The organism is Mycobacterium sp. 1165196.3, assembly GCF_001673415.1.
Classification (GTDB): Bacteria; Actinomycetota; Actinomycetes; order Mycobacteriales; family Mycobacteriaceae; genus Mycobacterium; species Mycobacterium europaeum_A.
In genome coordinates this window covers 34,045-48,728 of record NZ_LZLU01000127.1, presented here as the reverse complement: position 1 = coordinate 48,728, position 14,684 = coordinate 34,045, and the positions used below count along the sequence as shown (strand labels likewise).

General features: G+C 67.9%; 16 protein-coding genes. 7 read left to right on the top strand and 9 right to left on the bottom strand.

Features of this window, described 5'->3' with window-relative positions:
* Window positions 1-376: 376 nt before the first annotated feature.
* Window positions 377-1,447, top strand: a complete 1,071-nt coding sequence (locus A5659_RS14015; RefSeq protein WP_066876512.1) for an LLM class flavin-dependent oxidoreductase — start codon at window positions 377-379, stop codon at window positions 1,445-1,447.
* On the opposite strand, the gene A5659_RS14010 is transcribed toward A5659_RS14015, so the two are convergent.
* Entirely contained in the window at window positions 1,448-2,167 is a 720-nt protein-coding gene (locus A5659_RS14010; protein WP_066861239.1) for a CoA pyrophosphatase, read from the bottom strand.
* An 81-nt stretch (window positions 2,168-2,248) separates the two neighbouring features.
* On the opposite strand from A5659_RS14010, the gene A5659_RS14005 reads away from it, so the two are divergent.
* The gene (locus A5659_RS14005; RefSeq protein WP_067181869.1) at window positions 2,249-3,142 is read left to right on the top strand and encodes a hypothetical protein; all 894 of its coding nucleotides are present in this window, start codon (window positions 2,249-2,251) and stop codon (window positions 3,140-3,142) included.
* Window positions 3,139-3,405 carry a YdeI/OmpD-associated family protein gene (locus A5659_RS14000; RefSeq protein WP_066861233.1) on the top strand — a complete coding sequence of 89 codons (267 nt, stop codon included), beginning with the start codon at window positions 3,139-3,141 and terminating at the stop codon, window positions 3,403-3,405. Before A5659_RS14005 ends, A5659_RS14000 begins: the two co-directional genes overlap by 4 nt.
* Window positions 3,406-3,436: 31 nt before the next feature.
* On the opposite strand, the gene A5659_RS13995 is transcribed toward A5659_RS14000, so the two are convergent.
* From A5659_RS13995 to A5659_RS13975, 5 genes are all read right to left on the bottom strand, one after another.
* Entirely contained in the window at window positions 3,437-3,790 is a 354-nt protein-coding gene (locus tag A5659_RS13995) for a VOC family protein (RefSeq protein ID WP_067181866.1), read from the bottom strand.
* Window positions 3,791-3,837: 47 nt separating this feature from the next.
* On the bottom strand, window positions 3,838-4,389 hold the full coding sequence (locus A5659_RS13990; RefSeq protein WP_066861227.1) for a hypothetical protein: 552 nt from the start codon (window positions 4,387-4,389) through the stop codon (window positions 3,838-3,840).
* A gap of 84 nt (window positions 4,390-4,473) precedes the next feature.
* The gene (locus tag A5659_RS13985) at window positions 4,474-5,520 is read right to left on the bottom strand and encodes a zinc-binding dehydrogenase (protein WP_067181883.1); all 1,047 of its coding nucleotides are present in this window, start codon (window positions 5,518-5,520) and stop codon (window positions 4,474-4,476) included.
* Window positions 5,521-5,528: 8 nt separating this feature from the next.
* Window positions 5,529-6,236, bottom strand: coding sequence for a phosphonatase-like hydrolase (locus A5659_RS13980; protein ID WP_066861224.1), 708 nt, complete (start codon window positions 6,234-6,236; stop codon window positions 5,529-5,531).
* Window positions 6,233-6,997, bottom strand: a complete 765-nt coding sequence (locus A5659_RS13975; protein WP_067181863.1) for a GntR family transcriptional regulator — start codon at window positions 6,995-6,997, stop codon at window positions 6,233-6,235. Before A5659_RS13975 ends, A5659_RS13980 begins: the two co-directional genes overlap by 4 nt.
* A gap of 140 nt (window positions 6,998-7,137) precedes the next feature.
* On the opposite strand from A5659_RS13975, the gene A5659_RS13970 reads away from it, so the two are divergent.
* Complete coding sequence (locus tag A5659_RS13970; protein WP_067181860.1) at window positions 7,138-8,592, top strand: MFS transporter; 1,455 nt, start codon at window positions 7,138-7,140, stop codon at window positions 8,590-8,592.
* Window positions 8,593-8,607: 15 nt separating this feature from the next.
* Here the strand turns inward: A5659_RS13970 and A5659_RS13965 are convergent, their stop codons facing one another.
* A complete protein-coding gene (locus A5659_RS13965) occupies window positions 8,608-9,492 on the bottom strand; it encodes a cyclopropane mycolic acid synthase family methyltransferase (protein ID WP_066861215.1) in 885 nt (294 codons plus the stop codon).
* A 349-nt stretch (window positions 9,493-9,841) separates the two neighbouring features.
* Here A5659_RS13965 and A5659_RS13960 point away from each other — a divergent pair, with 349 nt between their 5' ends.
* From A5659_RS13960 to phoU, 3 genes are all read left to right on the top strand, one after another.
* Window positions 9,842-10,417 carry a hemerythrin domain-containing protein gene (locus A5659_RS13960; RefSeq protein ID WP_066861212.1) on the top strand — a complete coding sequence of 192 codons (576 nt, stop codon included), beginning with the start codon at window positions 9,842-9,844 and terminating at the stop codon, window positions 10,415-10,417.
* 286 nt (window positions 10,418-10,703) lie between these two features.
* Entirely contained in the window at window positions 10,704-12,035 is a 1,332-nt protein-coding gene (locus A5659_RS13955) for an MFS transporter (protein ID WP_066861209.1), read from the top strand.
* A 73-nt stretch (window positions 12,036-12,108) separates the two neighbouring features.
* Window positions 12,109-12,744: a phosphate signaling complex protein PhoU gene (gene phoU / locus A5659_RS13950; RefSeq protein WP_066861284.1), complete on the top strand. Its 636-nt coding sequence runs from the start codon at window positions 12,109-12,111 to the stop codon at window positions 12,742-12,744.
* A 52-nt stretch (window positions 12,745-12,796) separates the two neighbouring features.
* On the opposite strand, the gene A5659_RS13945 is transcribed toward phoU, so the two are convergent.
* Window positions 12,797-13,552 carry a class I SAM-dependent methyltransferase gene (locus A5659_RS13945; protein ID WP_066861206.1) on the bottom strand — a complete coding sequence of 252 codons (756 nt, stop codon included), beginning with the start codon at window positions 13,550-13,552 and terminating at the stop codon, window positions 12,797-12,799.
* Window positions 13,549-14,535: a methylenetetrahydrofolate reductase gene (locus A5659_RS13940; RefSeq protein ID WP_067181880.1), complete on the bottom strand. Its 987-nt coding sequence runs from the start codon at window positions 14,533-14,535 to the stop codon at window positions 13,549-13,551. The genes A5659_RS13945 and A5659_RS13940 overlap by 4 nt, the downstream gene beginning before the upstream one ends.
* Window positions 14,536-14,684 lie beyond the last annotated feature (149 nt).

Below are 14,684 nucleotides of genomic sequence, written 5' to 3'. Positions count from 1 at the left end.
GGCGACCGGTTACGTCGCGCGGCCCGACGAATACGGCCCGGGGCGGGAATCACCGGTCGAGTCCACCGGCGCGTGGGACGTCTCGGGCACGTCGCTGGGCGAATTGGCCGGCTCGCTGTTCGGTGCGCCGGATCCACGATAATGCGGCGCCGCCGCATGGTTTCGATCCGACTGCGCCGATGCGGCCGCTACCGCATCACACCCGAGGCCGTAGCGGACGCAGGCGCGGGGCGGCGTAGCGGGCCGCCGCTGCGATAGGGAATGGGAGGCTCGGCGACGGCGTTTACCTCGGGGTGGCGACGCCCACGCGCCGGTGCGGCCGGTCGTCGGCCGAGTCGATCGCGGTTGGGCGCCGAGGATGCCGAGAGGGTTGGACGTGAGATTTCTGCTGATCACACTCATCACCCATGTGCCGGACCTGGTCTCCGGGTCGAAGTCGAGCCCGGCCGATCGGCTGCGTGATGTCCTCGACAAAGCCGTGCTCGCCGAGGAACTCGGGTTCGACGGCTTCGCTGTCGGTGAGCGTCACGAAGACCCGTTCATCTCGTCCTCCCCACCGGTGGTGCTCAGCAACATCGCGGCGCGCACCTCGAAGATCGCCTTGTTCACCGGGGTTACCACGCTGAGCCTGCTGGATCCGGTGCGCGCCTTCGAGGATTACTCGACGCTGGACAATCTGTCCGGTGGGCGGCTCGAACTGATCATCGGAAAGGGCAACGGAGCGGCGCAGGCCGAACTGTTCCACGTGACCCCCGAGGATCAGTGGGACCGCAATCGCGAAGGCTACGAGCTGTTTCGCCTGCTGTGGGACAGTGAGAACGTGACGTGGTCGGGGCGGTTCCGTCCGCCACTCGTCAACGCCAAGGCACTTCCCCGCCCGTTGCAGCGCCGCATCCGGATCTGGCACGGCAGCGCGACGAGTAAGGATTCCGTCGATCTCGCGGCGCGCCACGGCGATCCGATCTTCTCCGCCAATGTCAGCAATCCCATCGAGCCGTACGCCGAGCTGGTTCGTCACTACCGGCAGCGGTGGGAGTTCTACGGCCACCGGCCCGAGGACGCCCTCGTCGGCGCGGGAACCGCCGGGTTCTACATCACCCGGAACTCACAGGACGCCGTGGCGACCTACCGGCCGATGTTCGAGGCGCGTCTGGCGTTCGCGCGCCGCACCGGCCTTCCCGTGGTGTTCGAGTCGATCGAAGACTTCGTCGAGCGAAGCTCGGCGTTGGTGGGCAGTCCCGCGCAGGTGATTGACAAGGTCGGGCGCTACCACCGGGAACTCGGGCACGAGGTGATGCATCTGTCCGCCGATGCCGACGGGGTGACGCGCGACCAACAGCGCCGCAGCCTCGAGCTGTTCCAGTCCGAAGTGGCCCCCGTTCTCCGCGAGAGCATCCCGAGCCGGCCGCTCATCGCCCAGGCGCCTCTCGAAGAGGTTGCGCTGTAACTACTTCCACGCAAACACCGGTTGTTCCAACCCGTCGACCGGATCACCCCGCCCCTCCAGGCCCAGCCACCGCAGCTGCAGCAGCACGGCGCCCGTCGGTGCGTGGATGAGGTCGTTGCCCAGCGGGATCTGCACGACCGGCCGTGGGCTCTCCGGGATGGTGATGAACCGCGGCGAGTCGTCGCGCTGCAGTTGGTGCAACCCCACCCGGTAGACCGCCACCACCTCGTCGGGCGCGGGATGTAGCTCGAGCCGCCCGCCTCCCCAGAGCACCACCGGCGTGATCACGTATCCGGATCGGGTGGGGTAGTCGTCGAGCAGGCCCAGGACCGTCGAATCGGACAGCTCGACGCCGACCTCCTCGCGCAGTTCGCGCAGCGCCGCATCGACCACGGTCTCGCCAGGGTCGAGGCGGCCGCCGGGCAGAGCCCACTGTGCCGCGTGCGTGCTGAGACGAGAGGCCCTGCGGCACAGCAGAAAAGCGGCGCCGCCGGAGACATCGACCATGCGGCCGTCCAGGTGGGCCGCGGGCAACGGGCGACCGGCATTCCAATCGTCCACCGCCACCGGGTCCACCCGGTCCTCCCCCACCTCGGAGTCGACGAGCACCACCGCGACGGCCGCGTGCCGCTTCGTCGGGTCGGTCACCGCGCGGCGGCTATGGCCGGCCAGATTGTTCCGGATCCGCTCGCGCAGGGGCCGGTCGTAGGGGATGGTCACGCCTCGAGCCTAGGCTGAGGCGTTTTCACGCCGCGCAGATCCGTGCTTGGTCGGGGCCGGCGCCAGTGGTTAACTGCGAGCATGCGAAGACAACCGGTGCTGGCCCGACGCTTCTTCGATCGCTACGAACCGGTGCACGCGGTGACGTATTTCGCGCCCGAAGCGCGGGCGGCGTTGGACGCGCTCGGTTATCGGGGTTTTTGGATGGGCTATTTCGCGGCCCGCTCGGCGCCGCTGGGCGCCGCGACCCGGGAGTTGGTCACGGCGATCTTCTACAATTTCGCCCCCGAACGGGTCGCCAAGGCACTGCCGGCGGCGTGGGAGATCGCGGGCCCGCAGGCCGCGTTGCAGGCCAGGCACGAATCCGCGGTGGCGGCGTTACGCCGCTACGGACTCGGCGCCGACGAAAACGTCCGCGTCGCAGCCGAACTGGCGGGCAAGGCGGCCCGCCACGCGCCCCTGGATGGGCGTCCCCTGTTCGCGGCGAATCTGGCATTGCCCTGGCCGGACGATCCATTGTCGGCGCTGTGGCACGCCACCACGCTGTTGCGCGAGCACCGCGGCGACGCCCACGTGGCCGTGCTCGCCGCGGCCGGCATCTCCGGGCGCGAATCGAACGTCCTACATGCCGCGGCCGGCAACGTGTCTCGCGACTACCTCGCCCGCACCCGTGACTACGACGAGGCATCCTGGCGTCACCACGAGCAACGACTCGCCGAGCGGGGGCTGCTCGACGACGGCGGAGCGCTGACCCCGGCCGGGCGTCAACTGAAGGACCACATCGAATTGATGACCGACACGCTGGCCCTGTCCGCGCTCGACCCGCTCAGCGACGACGAGGTGGAGACGCTGTTCTCAGCGCTCACCCCGATCACCCGCGCCGTGGTCGCGGGCGGCGACGTTCCCGCCATCACCCCGATGACGTTGCGCCGCGACGAATTAAACGATGACAGCGCGCATTTGGCGGATCGATGAGCGGCCAGCGGGTGCCCGGCGGGGTGGTGCACAAATTGCCCGCGGATCTGCGCGACGCGTTGATCGGCAACGCCACCGCGCTTGGCGCCTGGCGCGACATCACGCCGTTGGCCCGAAACGAGTTCATCTGTTGGGTCGAGGATGCCAAGCAGCAGGCAACTCGGGAGCGCCGCATCCGCCGGACCCAGGAGGAGCTGGAGGAGGGCAAGCGCCGGCCGTGCTGCTGGCCGGGCTGCAAGCACCGCGAACGCACCGGAAAGTAGTGCCGCAGAGGCACTCTCGGCAAAAGCGCGGCTACTTGGTCAGTGGTTTGTAGAAGACCAGGCCGTTGCCCTTGTTGTCATAGACCACGGCCCGTCGTTCGTGGGCGTCGTCGTAGGGGCCGTGCGCGATGCCGCCACCGCTGGCCTCGACGGCCTTGGCCGCGGCGTCGACGTCCGCGGTCTTGATGCCGACCACGACCTGCCCGGGGATGGGATGGTCCACCGCGGTCGCCAGCGCCAGCGTGACCGGGCCCGCGTCGAGGGCCGCGAAGTGCGCGCCGTCGCGAAACTTCAGCGGCATGCCAAGGGTTTCGCTGTAGAACCGAATCGACGCGTCGAGGTCGTCAGTCGACAAGATGATCATCTTCGCTTCGTGCCCGCTCACGGCGCCTCCTATGTCCGGGTCGCCACCAGACTAGCGCCGCGGTGTGATCAGGCGGCGCCGGACGGAAGCGCTTGGCCGTCACCGTAATCCATCGGCGGGGCCTCGCCATGCCCTGCACCGCGGTAGGCCACGGCGGTGGCCAGGGCCTTGCCTCCCTCGATTGTCCCGACCACAACGACTTTGTCGTTGACCGTGAAACGCGGTGCGGCCGTGATGGGTTGGCGGTTACCGTGATTGACGACGGTCGTGTTCGGGGTGAAGCCATACGTCTGCACGTGCCCGTCGGCGCCGCGCATGGTCACCGAGTCCGCCGACACGGCCACCACGGTTCCTTCCTGGCTCACCGGCTGCGAGACGGCCGGCGGCTCGAGATTGGCGGCAACGGCGCGCTTCTCGGGGTGGCCTGCGTTGAGCACCAGCGCCATCAGGCACGCGGCGCCCAACAGCGAAGTGGAGACGATTTCGCACATCGTCGCGGCGCCGGAAAGCCCGCGTCGCCGACCACGGTCGGTCGGCGTCGGCTTTTGCTCCGGTGGCTCCGGCATGCGGTGTTTGGCGCTCACGGTCAGTCCTTCCAGCGGCGCTGCACCAAAGGACATCGGCGCCCACCGAATCAGGTTGTTGCCGGGGAAATTACCCGCGGCTGTGGTGCGGTAAACCCGGCTGTGCTGCCACCGGCGGTGTTACGGGGCTATCGCATACCGCGGCGCAGGTCCCGCGGGTGCGGTCAACAACGCGCCGACCTCGGCAAGCGACCCCGGGCCGGCGACCAATTCGGGCCACGGGAAACGCTCGCGCGTGCGCCGCAAGAAGCTCAGCGCCGCGGTCAGGTGCCGCGGTTCGTAGTTGTGCACACCCAGGATGGACAGTTGGCGGCGCACCACCGATTCGGCGTCCACCGCCACGGGCGCGTTCGGCGCGACCGAACCCGCCAGCACGGCTATCCCTTGGACGTCGAGAGCGGCCAACCCGCCTTCCAGCGCTGCCGGCAAGCCGGCCAAGTCCAGCAACACGTCGCACGTGCCGGCTCCGGATGCCGAACCTCGCGCATCGCCGGCGCCGAATCTGCGCGCCAGTTGCCTTCTGACCACGTCCGGATCGACGGCGGTCACCGCCGCGGCGCCACCGATTCCGGCCGCGGCGACCGCGGTCAGACCGAGCATGCCGGCGCCGAGCACGAGCACCCGTCGCCCGTTCAGGTCTCCCGCGCGTTCGATCACGGACATGACCGTGGCCGTCGCACAGGCCGCCGGTGCGGCGACGGCGTCGATGAGGTCGTCGTCGACCACCGCGATGGGCAAACCGCGGGGAAGGAAAACGTGCTGGGCGTAGCCGCCGGACAGTCCCCATTCGGAGTCCAGTGCCTCATGGCCGGCCTTGCGCACGACGCGGCACTTCGCCGTGACGCCCGCGCGACACCGGTCGCAGGTGCCGCAGGGCAGCGTCACGCACCAGATGACGCGTTGACCAACGCGCAAAGCCCGGCCGTCTACGGCCGCGGGCCGGCCGCCGCCCAGCGCCACGATCTCACCGACGGCCTCGTGACCCAGGATCGACGGGCACGGCTGGCGGCGCCGCCCACCCACGGTGTGCCTGTCGCTGCCGCACACTGTGGCGAGCCGGACTCGCACCAACACATCCCCCGGCCGTAACGGCGGAACGGGCACCGATTCCACCGAGACGTCGGGGCCGCCACGCCACACGGCTGCCAGCGTGTGCGCGACCGGCATCGGCTGCGTCACGAGGGGCCGGCCGCCAGGTTGCTGGCCTCGAGGAGCGCGGGCAGGTCGGCCACGGACGCGAGCAGATGGGTGTGTCGATACCTGCCGAGCTCGACGGCGTCGTCGGCCCCCGACAGGACGCCGACGACAAGCGCCGCACCCGAGTTGGTTCCGGCTTGTAGGTCGCGCGGGGTGTCGCCGGCGACGAGTACCCGGGACACGTCGGTGACACCGAGCTTCTCCATGGCCCGAAAGATCATGAAGGGCGCCGGGCGTCCGGCCGCGACGTCGCTGCCACACACGACCGCGTCCACCGTCGACTCGCCTTCCCAGCCCAGAGCGGCTAACAACGAATCGACGATGTCACGGTCGAACCCGGTGGTGAGAGCGATCCGGATACCTTCGGATCGCAGCGCGGCCATCGCGTCGGTGATGCCGGGCAGCGGGCGCGGCGGAGAGGCCGCGTAGGCGGACGTCAGCCGGGCCCGGAAGTCAGCGACGACGGCATCCAACAGGTCCGCGTTCGGCGGGGCGCCACCTGATGGGGTGAGCAGCGCCCGCAGCGCCTCGTGCTTTGCCGCCCCGTGCCAGCGTGCGATGTCAGCCTCGGACGGCGACGCTCCGTAGGCGTTCGCCGTTTCGGCGAGGACCCGGTAGACCTGCTGGCCCTCGTCGATGGTGGTGCCGGCCATGTCCAACACGGCCAGTTCGACCCGGGTGGTCATCGGGCGTCGACCTCCGTTCCCGGCCTGGCGTTTCGGCTCAGGGCGCAGCGCGCGTCCAAGGTGTTCTCCAGCGTGAAGCTGACCATGCCCGGCAGATAGCGGTCGTCGTGGTACTCGATGACCTCACCATCGGCGCCCCGGGTACTCCGTTGCTGGCGCAGTAACGGATCACCCTGCGTCACAACGAGATACGTCGCATCGATCCGGTCGGCCGCGACCGCGTCGATGACGTGCGAGGCGGTCGAGAACCGCACTCCCTGCGACAGCAGGTAGGCCCACAGCGACCCCGAGTCGCAATCGAAGTCGAACAACCGGCGACCGACGTGCTCGACGAAGGTCGCGCGTTCCAGCATCGCGGGCTCGCCGTCGAGGTAGCGCAACCGCAACATCTGCACGACCGGGGCTCCCTCGTCGAGATGCAGTACCGAGGCCGCGTGTTCGTCGGCTCGGCGCCAAGCCAATTCGAGCGTGCGCTGTCCGGGCGTGCGCCCAATCGAATGGGCCCACGCGGAATAGGACAGCAGCGTGTCGAACGGTTGGCCCACCGACGCCGTACAGACGACGGGCCGTTTCCCGCGGCCGCCGGCGATGACGCCCTCGGCACGCAAGGCGGCCAGCGCCTGGCGGACAGGTCCGCGTGACGCTTTCCAGCGGTCACAGAGTTGGGATTCCGACGGAAGCTCGGAACCCACGGGCAGGTCTCCGACCCGGATCTGCTCCCGCAGGCTGTCGGCGATCATCTCGTGCAGCGCCATTGCCATGCACTTGACTATACATGTCGTCGGAACGGTCATCGACCCGCTGGCCACTGAATATCCTTGAGGTTAACGAATATTGAACATCGACATAAATGGCGGTACGTCGTTGACTTGCGTCTAGCGTGTGGTGGACGGTACTTATCATGACAAGTCCCGGACCGCGGCGCGACGCCATGCCCTCCGCATCGGCCCATGCCGGCGTCGCCAAGTCGATCGACGACGCGAAGCTCGACATATTCCACTTCAAGGCCGCGGCGACCGCGGGAGCCGGATTCTTCACGGACTCATACGATCTCAACGTGATCGGCACCGTCACCCTGCTCGCCACCCCGCAGTTCCACCTCACCGGCGGGCAGATTTCGATGCTGACGAGTTCGACACTGCTCGCAGTCGCGTTGGGCGCCATAGCCTTCGGTCGCCTCGGCGACATGCTCGGCCGCCGCCGCGTCTACGGCTTGGAAGCGGTCCTGATGATCATCGGGGCGCTGCTCTCCGCGTTCGCTCCCAACTTCACCATCCTGCTCGTCGCGCGGCTGATACTCGGAATCGGCATCGGGGGCGACTATCCCGCCAGCGGCGTCATCATGGCCGAATACGCCAATCGGCGAAACCGCGGTCAGCTGGTCGGCCTGACCTTCATCTTCTACGTGTTCGGCCAAGTCGCGGCATATCTGGTCAGCCTGCTCGTGCTGGCCATCGGCGTGCCCGACCACATCGCCTGGCGACTGATACTGGGGATCGGCGTCATCCCGTCCCTGCTGGTGCTGTATCAGCGTCGCCACATGCCCGAGTCACCGCGCTGGACGGCCGAGCGTGGCGACGAGCAGCAGGCGCTGAAAGACTTTGCGGCATTTGCTCGATCGCGCGCGACATTCACCTCACCTGCCGTCGGCGCGACGCCCGCCGCCAAGATCGGACTGTCCAACCGCAAGCTCCTCACGGTCCTGTTGGGCACCGCGGGTAGCTGGTTCTTCTTCAACGTCGCCGTCTATGGCAGCTACGTCAGCCAACCACTGCTCATCAAGCACATCACGCCCCACGGCAGTGTGCTGTCCAACATCGCCCTGAACGCGGTGCTCGTCATCTGTTTCGGCCTCGGCGGCGCGATCGCGGGCCTGCTGGTGCTCGACCGGGTGCCACGACGCACGTTGCAAGGGCTCGGGTTTGGCATCTGCGCGCTGGCAATGCTGCTGATAACGGCCTTCCCGATCATCAGCGCCTCGGTAGTGCCGTTCGCGATCGTGTTCGGCATGTCGTTGTTCGGGGTCGCCTTCGGACCCAACTACACCACCATGCTTCTCGCCGCGGAGTCCTATCCCACCGCGGTGCGCAGCACGTTCCACGGCCTTTCCTCCGCCATCGCGAAGGTCGGGGCGTTCCTGGGTGCGCTGTTCGTGCCGCTCCTGCTCAGCGGAGCCGGGTTACGAGCGGTGACCCTGTTGGGGTTTTGCTGCTACGCGGCGGGTATCGCCACCACCGTCTTGGTACGCGAACCCGCGGGACTCGCGCTCGACGACGTCAGCGATGGCCTTCGCCGCCACGGCGCGCGCACCGGCGTGACGACCGAAACCCCTGCGCCGGAACGGCTTTCGGCCTGATGGTCAGGTGCGAAGTCAGCTCTTTGTGAGGGTGAACTGCGCTACGTCGGTGTACCCCTCGCGGAACAGGTCCGCGCATCCGGTCAGGTACTTCATGTACCGGTCGTAGACCTCTTCGGACTGGATCGCGATGGCCTCGTCCCTGCGCGCCTCCAGGGCGGCCGACCAGGTGTCGAGCGTGCGGGCGTAGTGCAGGCGCAGCGGCTGGTAACGGTCGAGGCTGAAGCCGGCGCGCTCGGCGTGCTCGACGACGCCCTTGGCCTGGGGCAGGTCACCGCCCGGGAAGATCTCGTCCATGATGAATTTCATGAACCGGATCTTGGTCATGGTGATGGGCAACCCGCGCTCGGCGAATTCCTCGTCGCTGGGCTTGATGATGGTGTGCAGCATCATCACCCCATCGGCCGGCAGCGCCTCATAGGCCATCTTGAAGAAGTCGGGGTACCGGTCCCGGCCGAAGTGTTCGAATGCGCCGATCGACACGATGCGGTCGACCTTCTCGTCGAACTGCTCCCAGCCCTGCAGCAGCACCCGCTTGGACCGCGTCGAGGGGTGGCTGTCCAGACGGCGCTGCACGTGCGCCTGTTGGTTGCGGCTCAGCGTCAGGCCGACCACGTTGACGTCGTAACGCTCGAGCGCCCGGACGATCGTGGTGCCCCACCCGCACCCGATGTCGAGCAGCGTCATGCCGGGCTGCAGGCCGAGCTTGCCGAGCGAGAGGTCGACCTTGGCGTACTGCGCCTCTTCCAGCGACATGTCCTCGCGCTCGAAATAGGCGCAGCTATAGGTCCGCGTCGGGTCCAGGAAGAGCGCGAAGAATTCGTCGGACAGGTCGTAGTGCGCTTGTACGTCCTCGAAGTGCGGTTCCAAGCTGACGGCATCGCCGGGTTTTTCGGACAAGGCACAACCTCTGACTGGTTCTTATTGTTTTACCGGGTGCGATCGAAGCAGATCGCCTGACTGACGCCCCAGTGTATCCGCCCGGATGTCCGCGCCTGCCCGGCGAGTTGCTGTTCAAGGCGCCGAGCCTGCGGACGGGGGGGCCGACGCTGTTGCCCGCACCGCGACGTCACCGGATGACTGACGCGGGCGTCAAATTGGTATCGAGCTGCGGGGCAGGTGAACTCGACGAAGGCGTACGATCCGGCTGGCTGGACGCGGTTGACGGATCCCGCGCCGGGTTGTTATCTCAGCTGATGAACCGGGTAAGCCCCGGGCTGACCGGTGTTCAGAGAGGCGGAACTCTCCGATGGCTGACATCACCATGTTGATCCTTGCCGACCATGAGTGGTTCCGCGAGCAGTTCGCGCTGCTGGACGACCTGCAGGCGCACAGTCCCGACGACCGGGCGGCGCTCAAGCGGGTATGGCGTCCGCTCGCCGACAAGCTGGACGTGCACGCCTACATCGAAGAAAAGATCTTCTACCCGCAGTTGCTCAAACGCGGGGGCGAGGACGCCGAAGGCGAGACCCTCGACGCGATCGGTGATCACAACGACATCCGCGACGGCGTGCGCGAGGCCAACGCCGCCCCGCTCGGCAGTGACCAGTGGTGGGCGGCGGTCGGGCGAACCCGGGTGGCCAACGACGATCACATGGGTGAAGAGGAACGAGAAGGGCTGTCGGATTTTCGCCGCAACGCCCCCATCGGGCTTCGCGATGCGCTCGGGCGCCAGTACAGCGAGTTCATGGCCGAGCACCCCACCACCGAGGGGCTGCCGATCGAGGATCGCGACCCGCGTCGCTACGTCGAGCAGTTCGAGGAGACGTCCCAGACCAAACCCACCGACTTCTCGCTGCGCATCGGGAGCCTCAAAGGCCAGTGAGGCGTCCGCGACCGCCGGGACGTGACGCGAATAACCAATCCGGCGCCGGCGTTGCCGTCGCACCGTCGTCGTCGCCGCTCGCGAGGCGGGTCTAGCTGGCATTTGCCGGACGCGACCGCGCCCGCGCATGCGTTCGCCGGACCGTCGCGCCAGCCCGCCGACACGCGCGATTACCCGACCCCGCTGGTTCGTCCCGGGAATGTTTCGGGTAAGCCATCAGTCGATGGGTACTCGACGCCGCCGGAGGAAATGGGCACGTAAAGACATCAGGGTCGCCGATCCGGCGATGCGGCAGACCATCATGGGCACCGCGATCGGCAACTTCATGGAGTGGTACGACTTCGGCGTCTACGGCTATATCGCGACCACGATCGCGCAGGTGTTCTATCCCGGCAAAAGCGTCAGCGGCGTCCACCTGATCGCCACCTTCGGCACGCTGGCGGCGGCCTTCGTGGTGCGGCCGCTCGGCGGCTTCATCTTCGGTCCGCTGGGCGACCGCATCGGTCGGCACCGGGTCCTGGTGGTGACCATCCTCATGATGACGATCAGCACGACCATGACGGGGCTGCTGCCCACCTACAGCACCATCGGGATCTGGGCGCCGATCCTGCTCGTCATCGCCCGAATATTTCAGGGCCTGTCCACCGGCGGTGAGTACGTCGGCGCGATGACCTACCTGGTCGAACAGGCCCCCGACCACAAACGCGGCATGATGGTCGGGTTCTTGCCGATGGGCAACCTGGTCGGCTTCGTCCTCGCCGGGATGCTGGTGACGGGGCTGCAGACCTGGCTGCCGGACGACGACATGCTGGCGTACGGCTGGCGGATTCCGCTGCTGCTGGGCCTGCCCTTCGGCCTGGTCGCCCTGTTCTTACGGCTCCGGCTCAAGGAGTCCTCCGCCTACCAGAGCGCGCACGACGATGCGCCCTCGGCGGACGACCAAGGCGGGCAGCAGATTCGGCGGACGATCGCGGCCCAGTGGCGTCCGATGCTGATCTGCGCGGCGCTGGTGCTGACCTCCCAGGTCGCCGACTTCATGCTCACCGGGTATCTGCCGACGTATCTGCGGCTGTTCGTGCGCGTCGGACACACCGCCGGGCTGGTGATGATCGTCTCGACGCTGGCGATCTTGATGGTCACCGTGGTGCTCGTCGCCAGCTTGTCTGACCGCATCGGCGTCAAACCCATCATGTGGACCGGCTGCGGGCTGCTGATCGTGGCCTCGATCCCGGCGTTCTGGCTCATCCGCTTCGGCGGCCTGTACCCGGTGATCTTCATCGGCGTCCTGCTGATCGGCCTGATGGAGCTGTGCTTCGACAGCACCGGCCCCGCCATGTTGCCCGCACTGTTTCCCACCAACGTGCGCTACGGGGCACTGGCCATCTCGTACAACATCTCGATTTCACTGGTCGGCGGCGTTACGCCGCTGATCGCCCAAGCGCTGGTCTCCGGCACCGGCAACGTGATGGTGCCGGCTTACATGCTGATCTTCGGCGGCGTGGTGGGCGCCATCACGTTGCTGTTCACCCCGGAAGTCGCCGGCAAGCCGTTGCTCGGCTCCGGGCCTGCCGTCGAAACCGAGCGCGAGGCTCGCGAGCTCGCCGAGGGCGTCAGGTAGCGGACGGCCCGCGCAGTTTCTTCTGTTTTTGCTCGTGGGCGTTTATTTGGCCGTGGCGGGCTATCCGGTGAAGATGAGGACCGGTTTCCACCAGCGGCTGCGCACGCTGACCGAACAGCTCGCCCAGATGTGCGCGATGGCCGCTGAGGTGATCCAGCAGGCGAGCGAGGCGCTGCTGGAGGCCGACCTGACGACGGCCGAATCCGTCATCGCGCGCCATCGCAGCATTCTCGCGATGGATGCGCACGTCGAGGAGACCGCATTCGCGCTGTTGGCCTTGCAGGCGCCGGTGGCCACCGACCTGCGCGCGGTGGTCAGCGCCCTGCGGATCGCCGCGGACGCGCGACGGATGGTCGAGCTCGCGGTCCACATCGCCGAGATCGCCCGTCGCCGGCACCCGTATCCGGCCGTCTCGGCCGAGGTGCGGCCATACATCGCCGCCATGGGCGAGGCGGCCGAAGCGCTGGCGCTGGGGGCGCGCGAGGTGCTGGTGTCGCAGGATCCGCGGCGGGCCGCTCAGATTCGCCGCGACGACGACACGATGGACGACCTGCACCGGCGCCTGCTGGCGATGCTGAAGGATCCCGCGTGGACGGAGGGCGTCGCCGCCGCGGTGGACGCCACGCTGTTGGGCCGCTTCTACGAACGCTTCGCCGACCATGCGGTGCAGATCGCGCGGCGCGTCATCTTTCAGGCCACCGGGCGCTAGCCGATGCGCTTCGGCGCGGTGACAACGTGCCGCGAACGAGGCGGCTCAGCGGTCAAGCGTGACGCAGCACCAACAACTCGCCGGTCAAAGTTCCATCCTCAAGCAACCGACCGATCGTCGAACTCTGACGTTCGGCCAACTGCCAGGTCTCCGTGTCCCCATGCCGGTCGGCGAGGACACGCTCCACGGTGTCGACCCGCTCATTCCATGCGTCCTCGATCGGCGGAAGGTCCTGCGTGCCGAGTTGCCGCTCGACGTCGAGCGCGGCCCTGGTCAGCAGCTCTCGCAAGGCATCGGGTGTCGGAAAGTGGTTGCCCTCCAGCGCATTTGGCGGTATGTCGCGATGCGCGACGAAAACGAGCAACCCGACGCGCCCACCCGGCCGTACCACGCGGCGCAGCTCGGTGAGCAACGCGAGTTGATCGGGGGTGGTACACAGCACGCCCAGTGCCCAGGCGGCGGTGAAACTCGCGTCCCTCATCGGTAGGGCCGATCCCATCGCGCACACCACCGGAAAGCCGAAGAGTTTCTGTGCCGCACGGCACGCGCCGGTCTCCGGCTCCACGAGAACGGGCCGAACCGCAGTCGATCGAGCGGCGTATGCCGCGGGGCCCCCGACGCCGGCGCCGGCGTCCAACAGTGTGGCTTCGGGCGCCAGTTTCATGTGTTCGACGAGCCAGTCGAGGGCCGCCGGGCTGCCGCTTCCCCGGCAGCCGGCAGGGAGGTGGTAGTCCGGCCCGAGCTCGGCCGCCACCTGCGCGGTCCATTCGGCGACGGCGTCGAACTCGGCCTCCATGGGGTCCGTCATGGCGCCCCTCCTCCCTGCTCCCGGATGCGCCGGCCCACTTCTGCCTTGATCTCCGCACCGATGCGAGGTCCCGATGCCGAGGCCAGCCCCGAGACGTTCACCCCCTCGACACCCTCGATCGACAGCAGCGCTCGCGCCTCGTCCACCGCCGCCGCGATCCCGGCCTCCACCGGATCCGACGCGCCCAGAACCCGTTGCGTCACAGTGGGATCGAGCTCGAGTCCCGGCAGCCCTTCCAGTACCGCCGCCGAGACGGTGTCGGTGAATACCGCTACCGCCGCGATCACCGGGATCGCCAACCCGGCCGCCCGTGCCGACTTCATGAAATCGGCGACCATGTCGGGAAAGGGCACGTGGTTGAGGACCGCCAGACTCGCTCCGGCTCGCTGCTTCTCGACCAACCGCGCGGGCCTGCGCTGTACGGGCGGGGCGGTAGGCGTTTCTGGTACCGCGGCGACGATGCCGACCGAAGCGGCCAGCGAAACCAGGCGAGGCCCGTCGAGGTCGAAGGTCTGCGAAACATCCGGGCGCACGTCATATCCGCGCCCATCGCCGGTGACGCACAGCACCGTTTCGACATCGATGCTGCGCAGTCCTCTCAACTCCTGCTCGAGCACCACGCGGTTACGGTCCCGGCAGGACAACGTGATCCACGGCGTCACACCGGCGTCGAGCAACAGCGACGCCATCAACGTGGGCGGGAAGTCGGGTTTGTTCTGGTGTTCGCCCACGAGGACGGCGTCGCATCCGGGCGCCAGGACCGTCGCCGTCGCCGCGATGTCGTCAGGATCGAACGGGGTGGCGCTGAAGTCGGTCAGCACCCGCGGAGCCCGCGCGGGTCGGGGGGCCGGGCGATGACCCGACCACGGCACCACGTCGTCGAAGACGCACGGACCCGGGCGCATCTCGCACTGTCCGTCCGGCCGCACGCCGCCGCACGGCCCGAACTCCATCCGCTTCGGACAACCCGAATCCGCCGGCATCCGCACCCCCTCGATCGTCAATACCCAAACGATCGCGCCCACAAGCGTCCCGGCGACCGCGCGATGTCGGGAGGTCATTCGCGATTAGCAATCGTTCGCTGCGGCTAATACGAAAGGGGCATGTGCTGGATGGACGGCACAGCGGACGG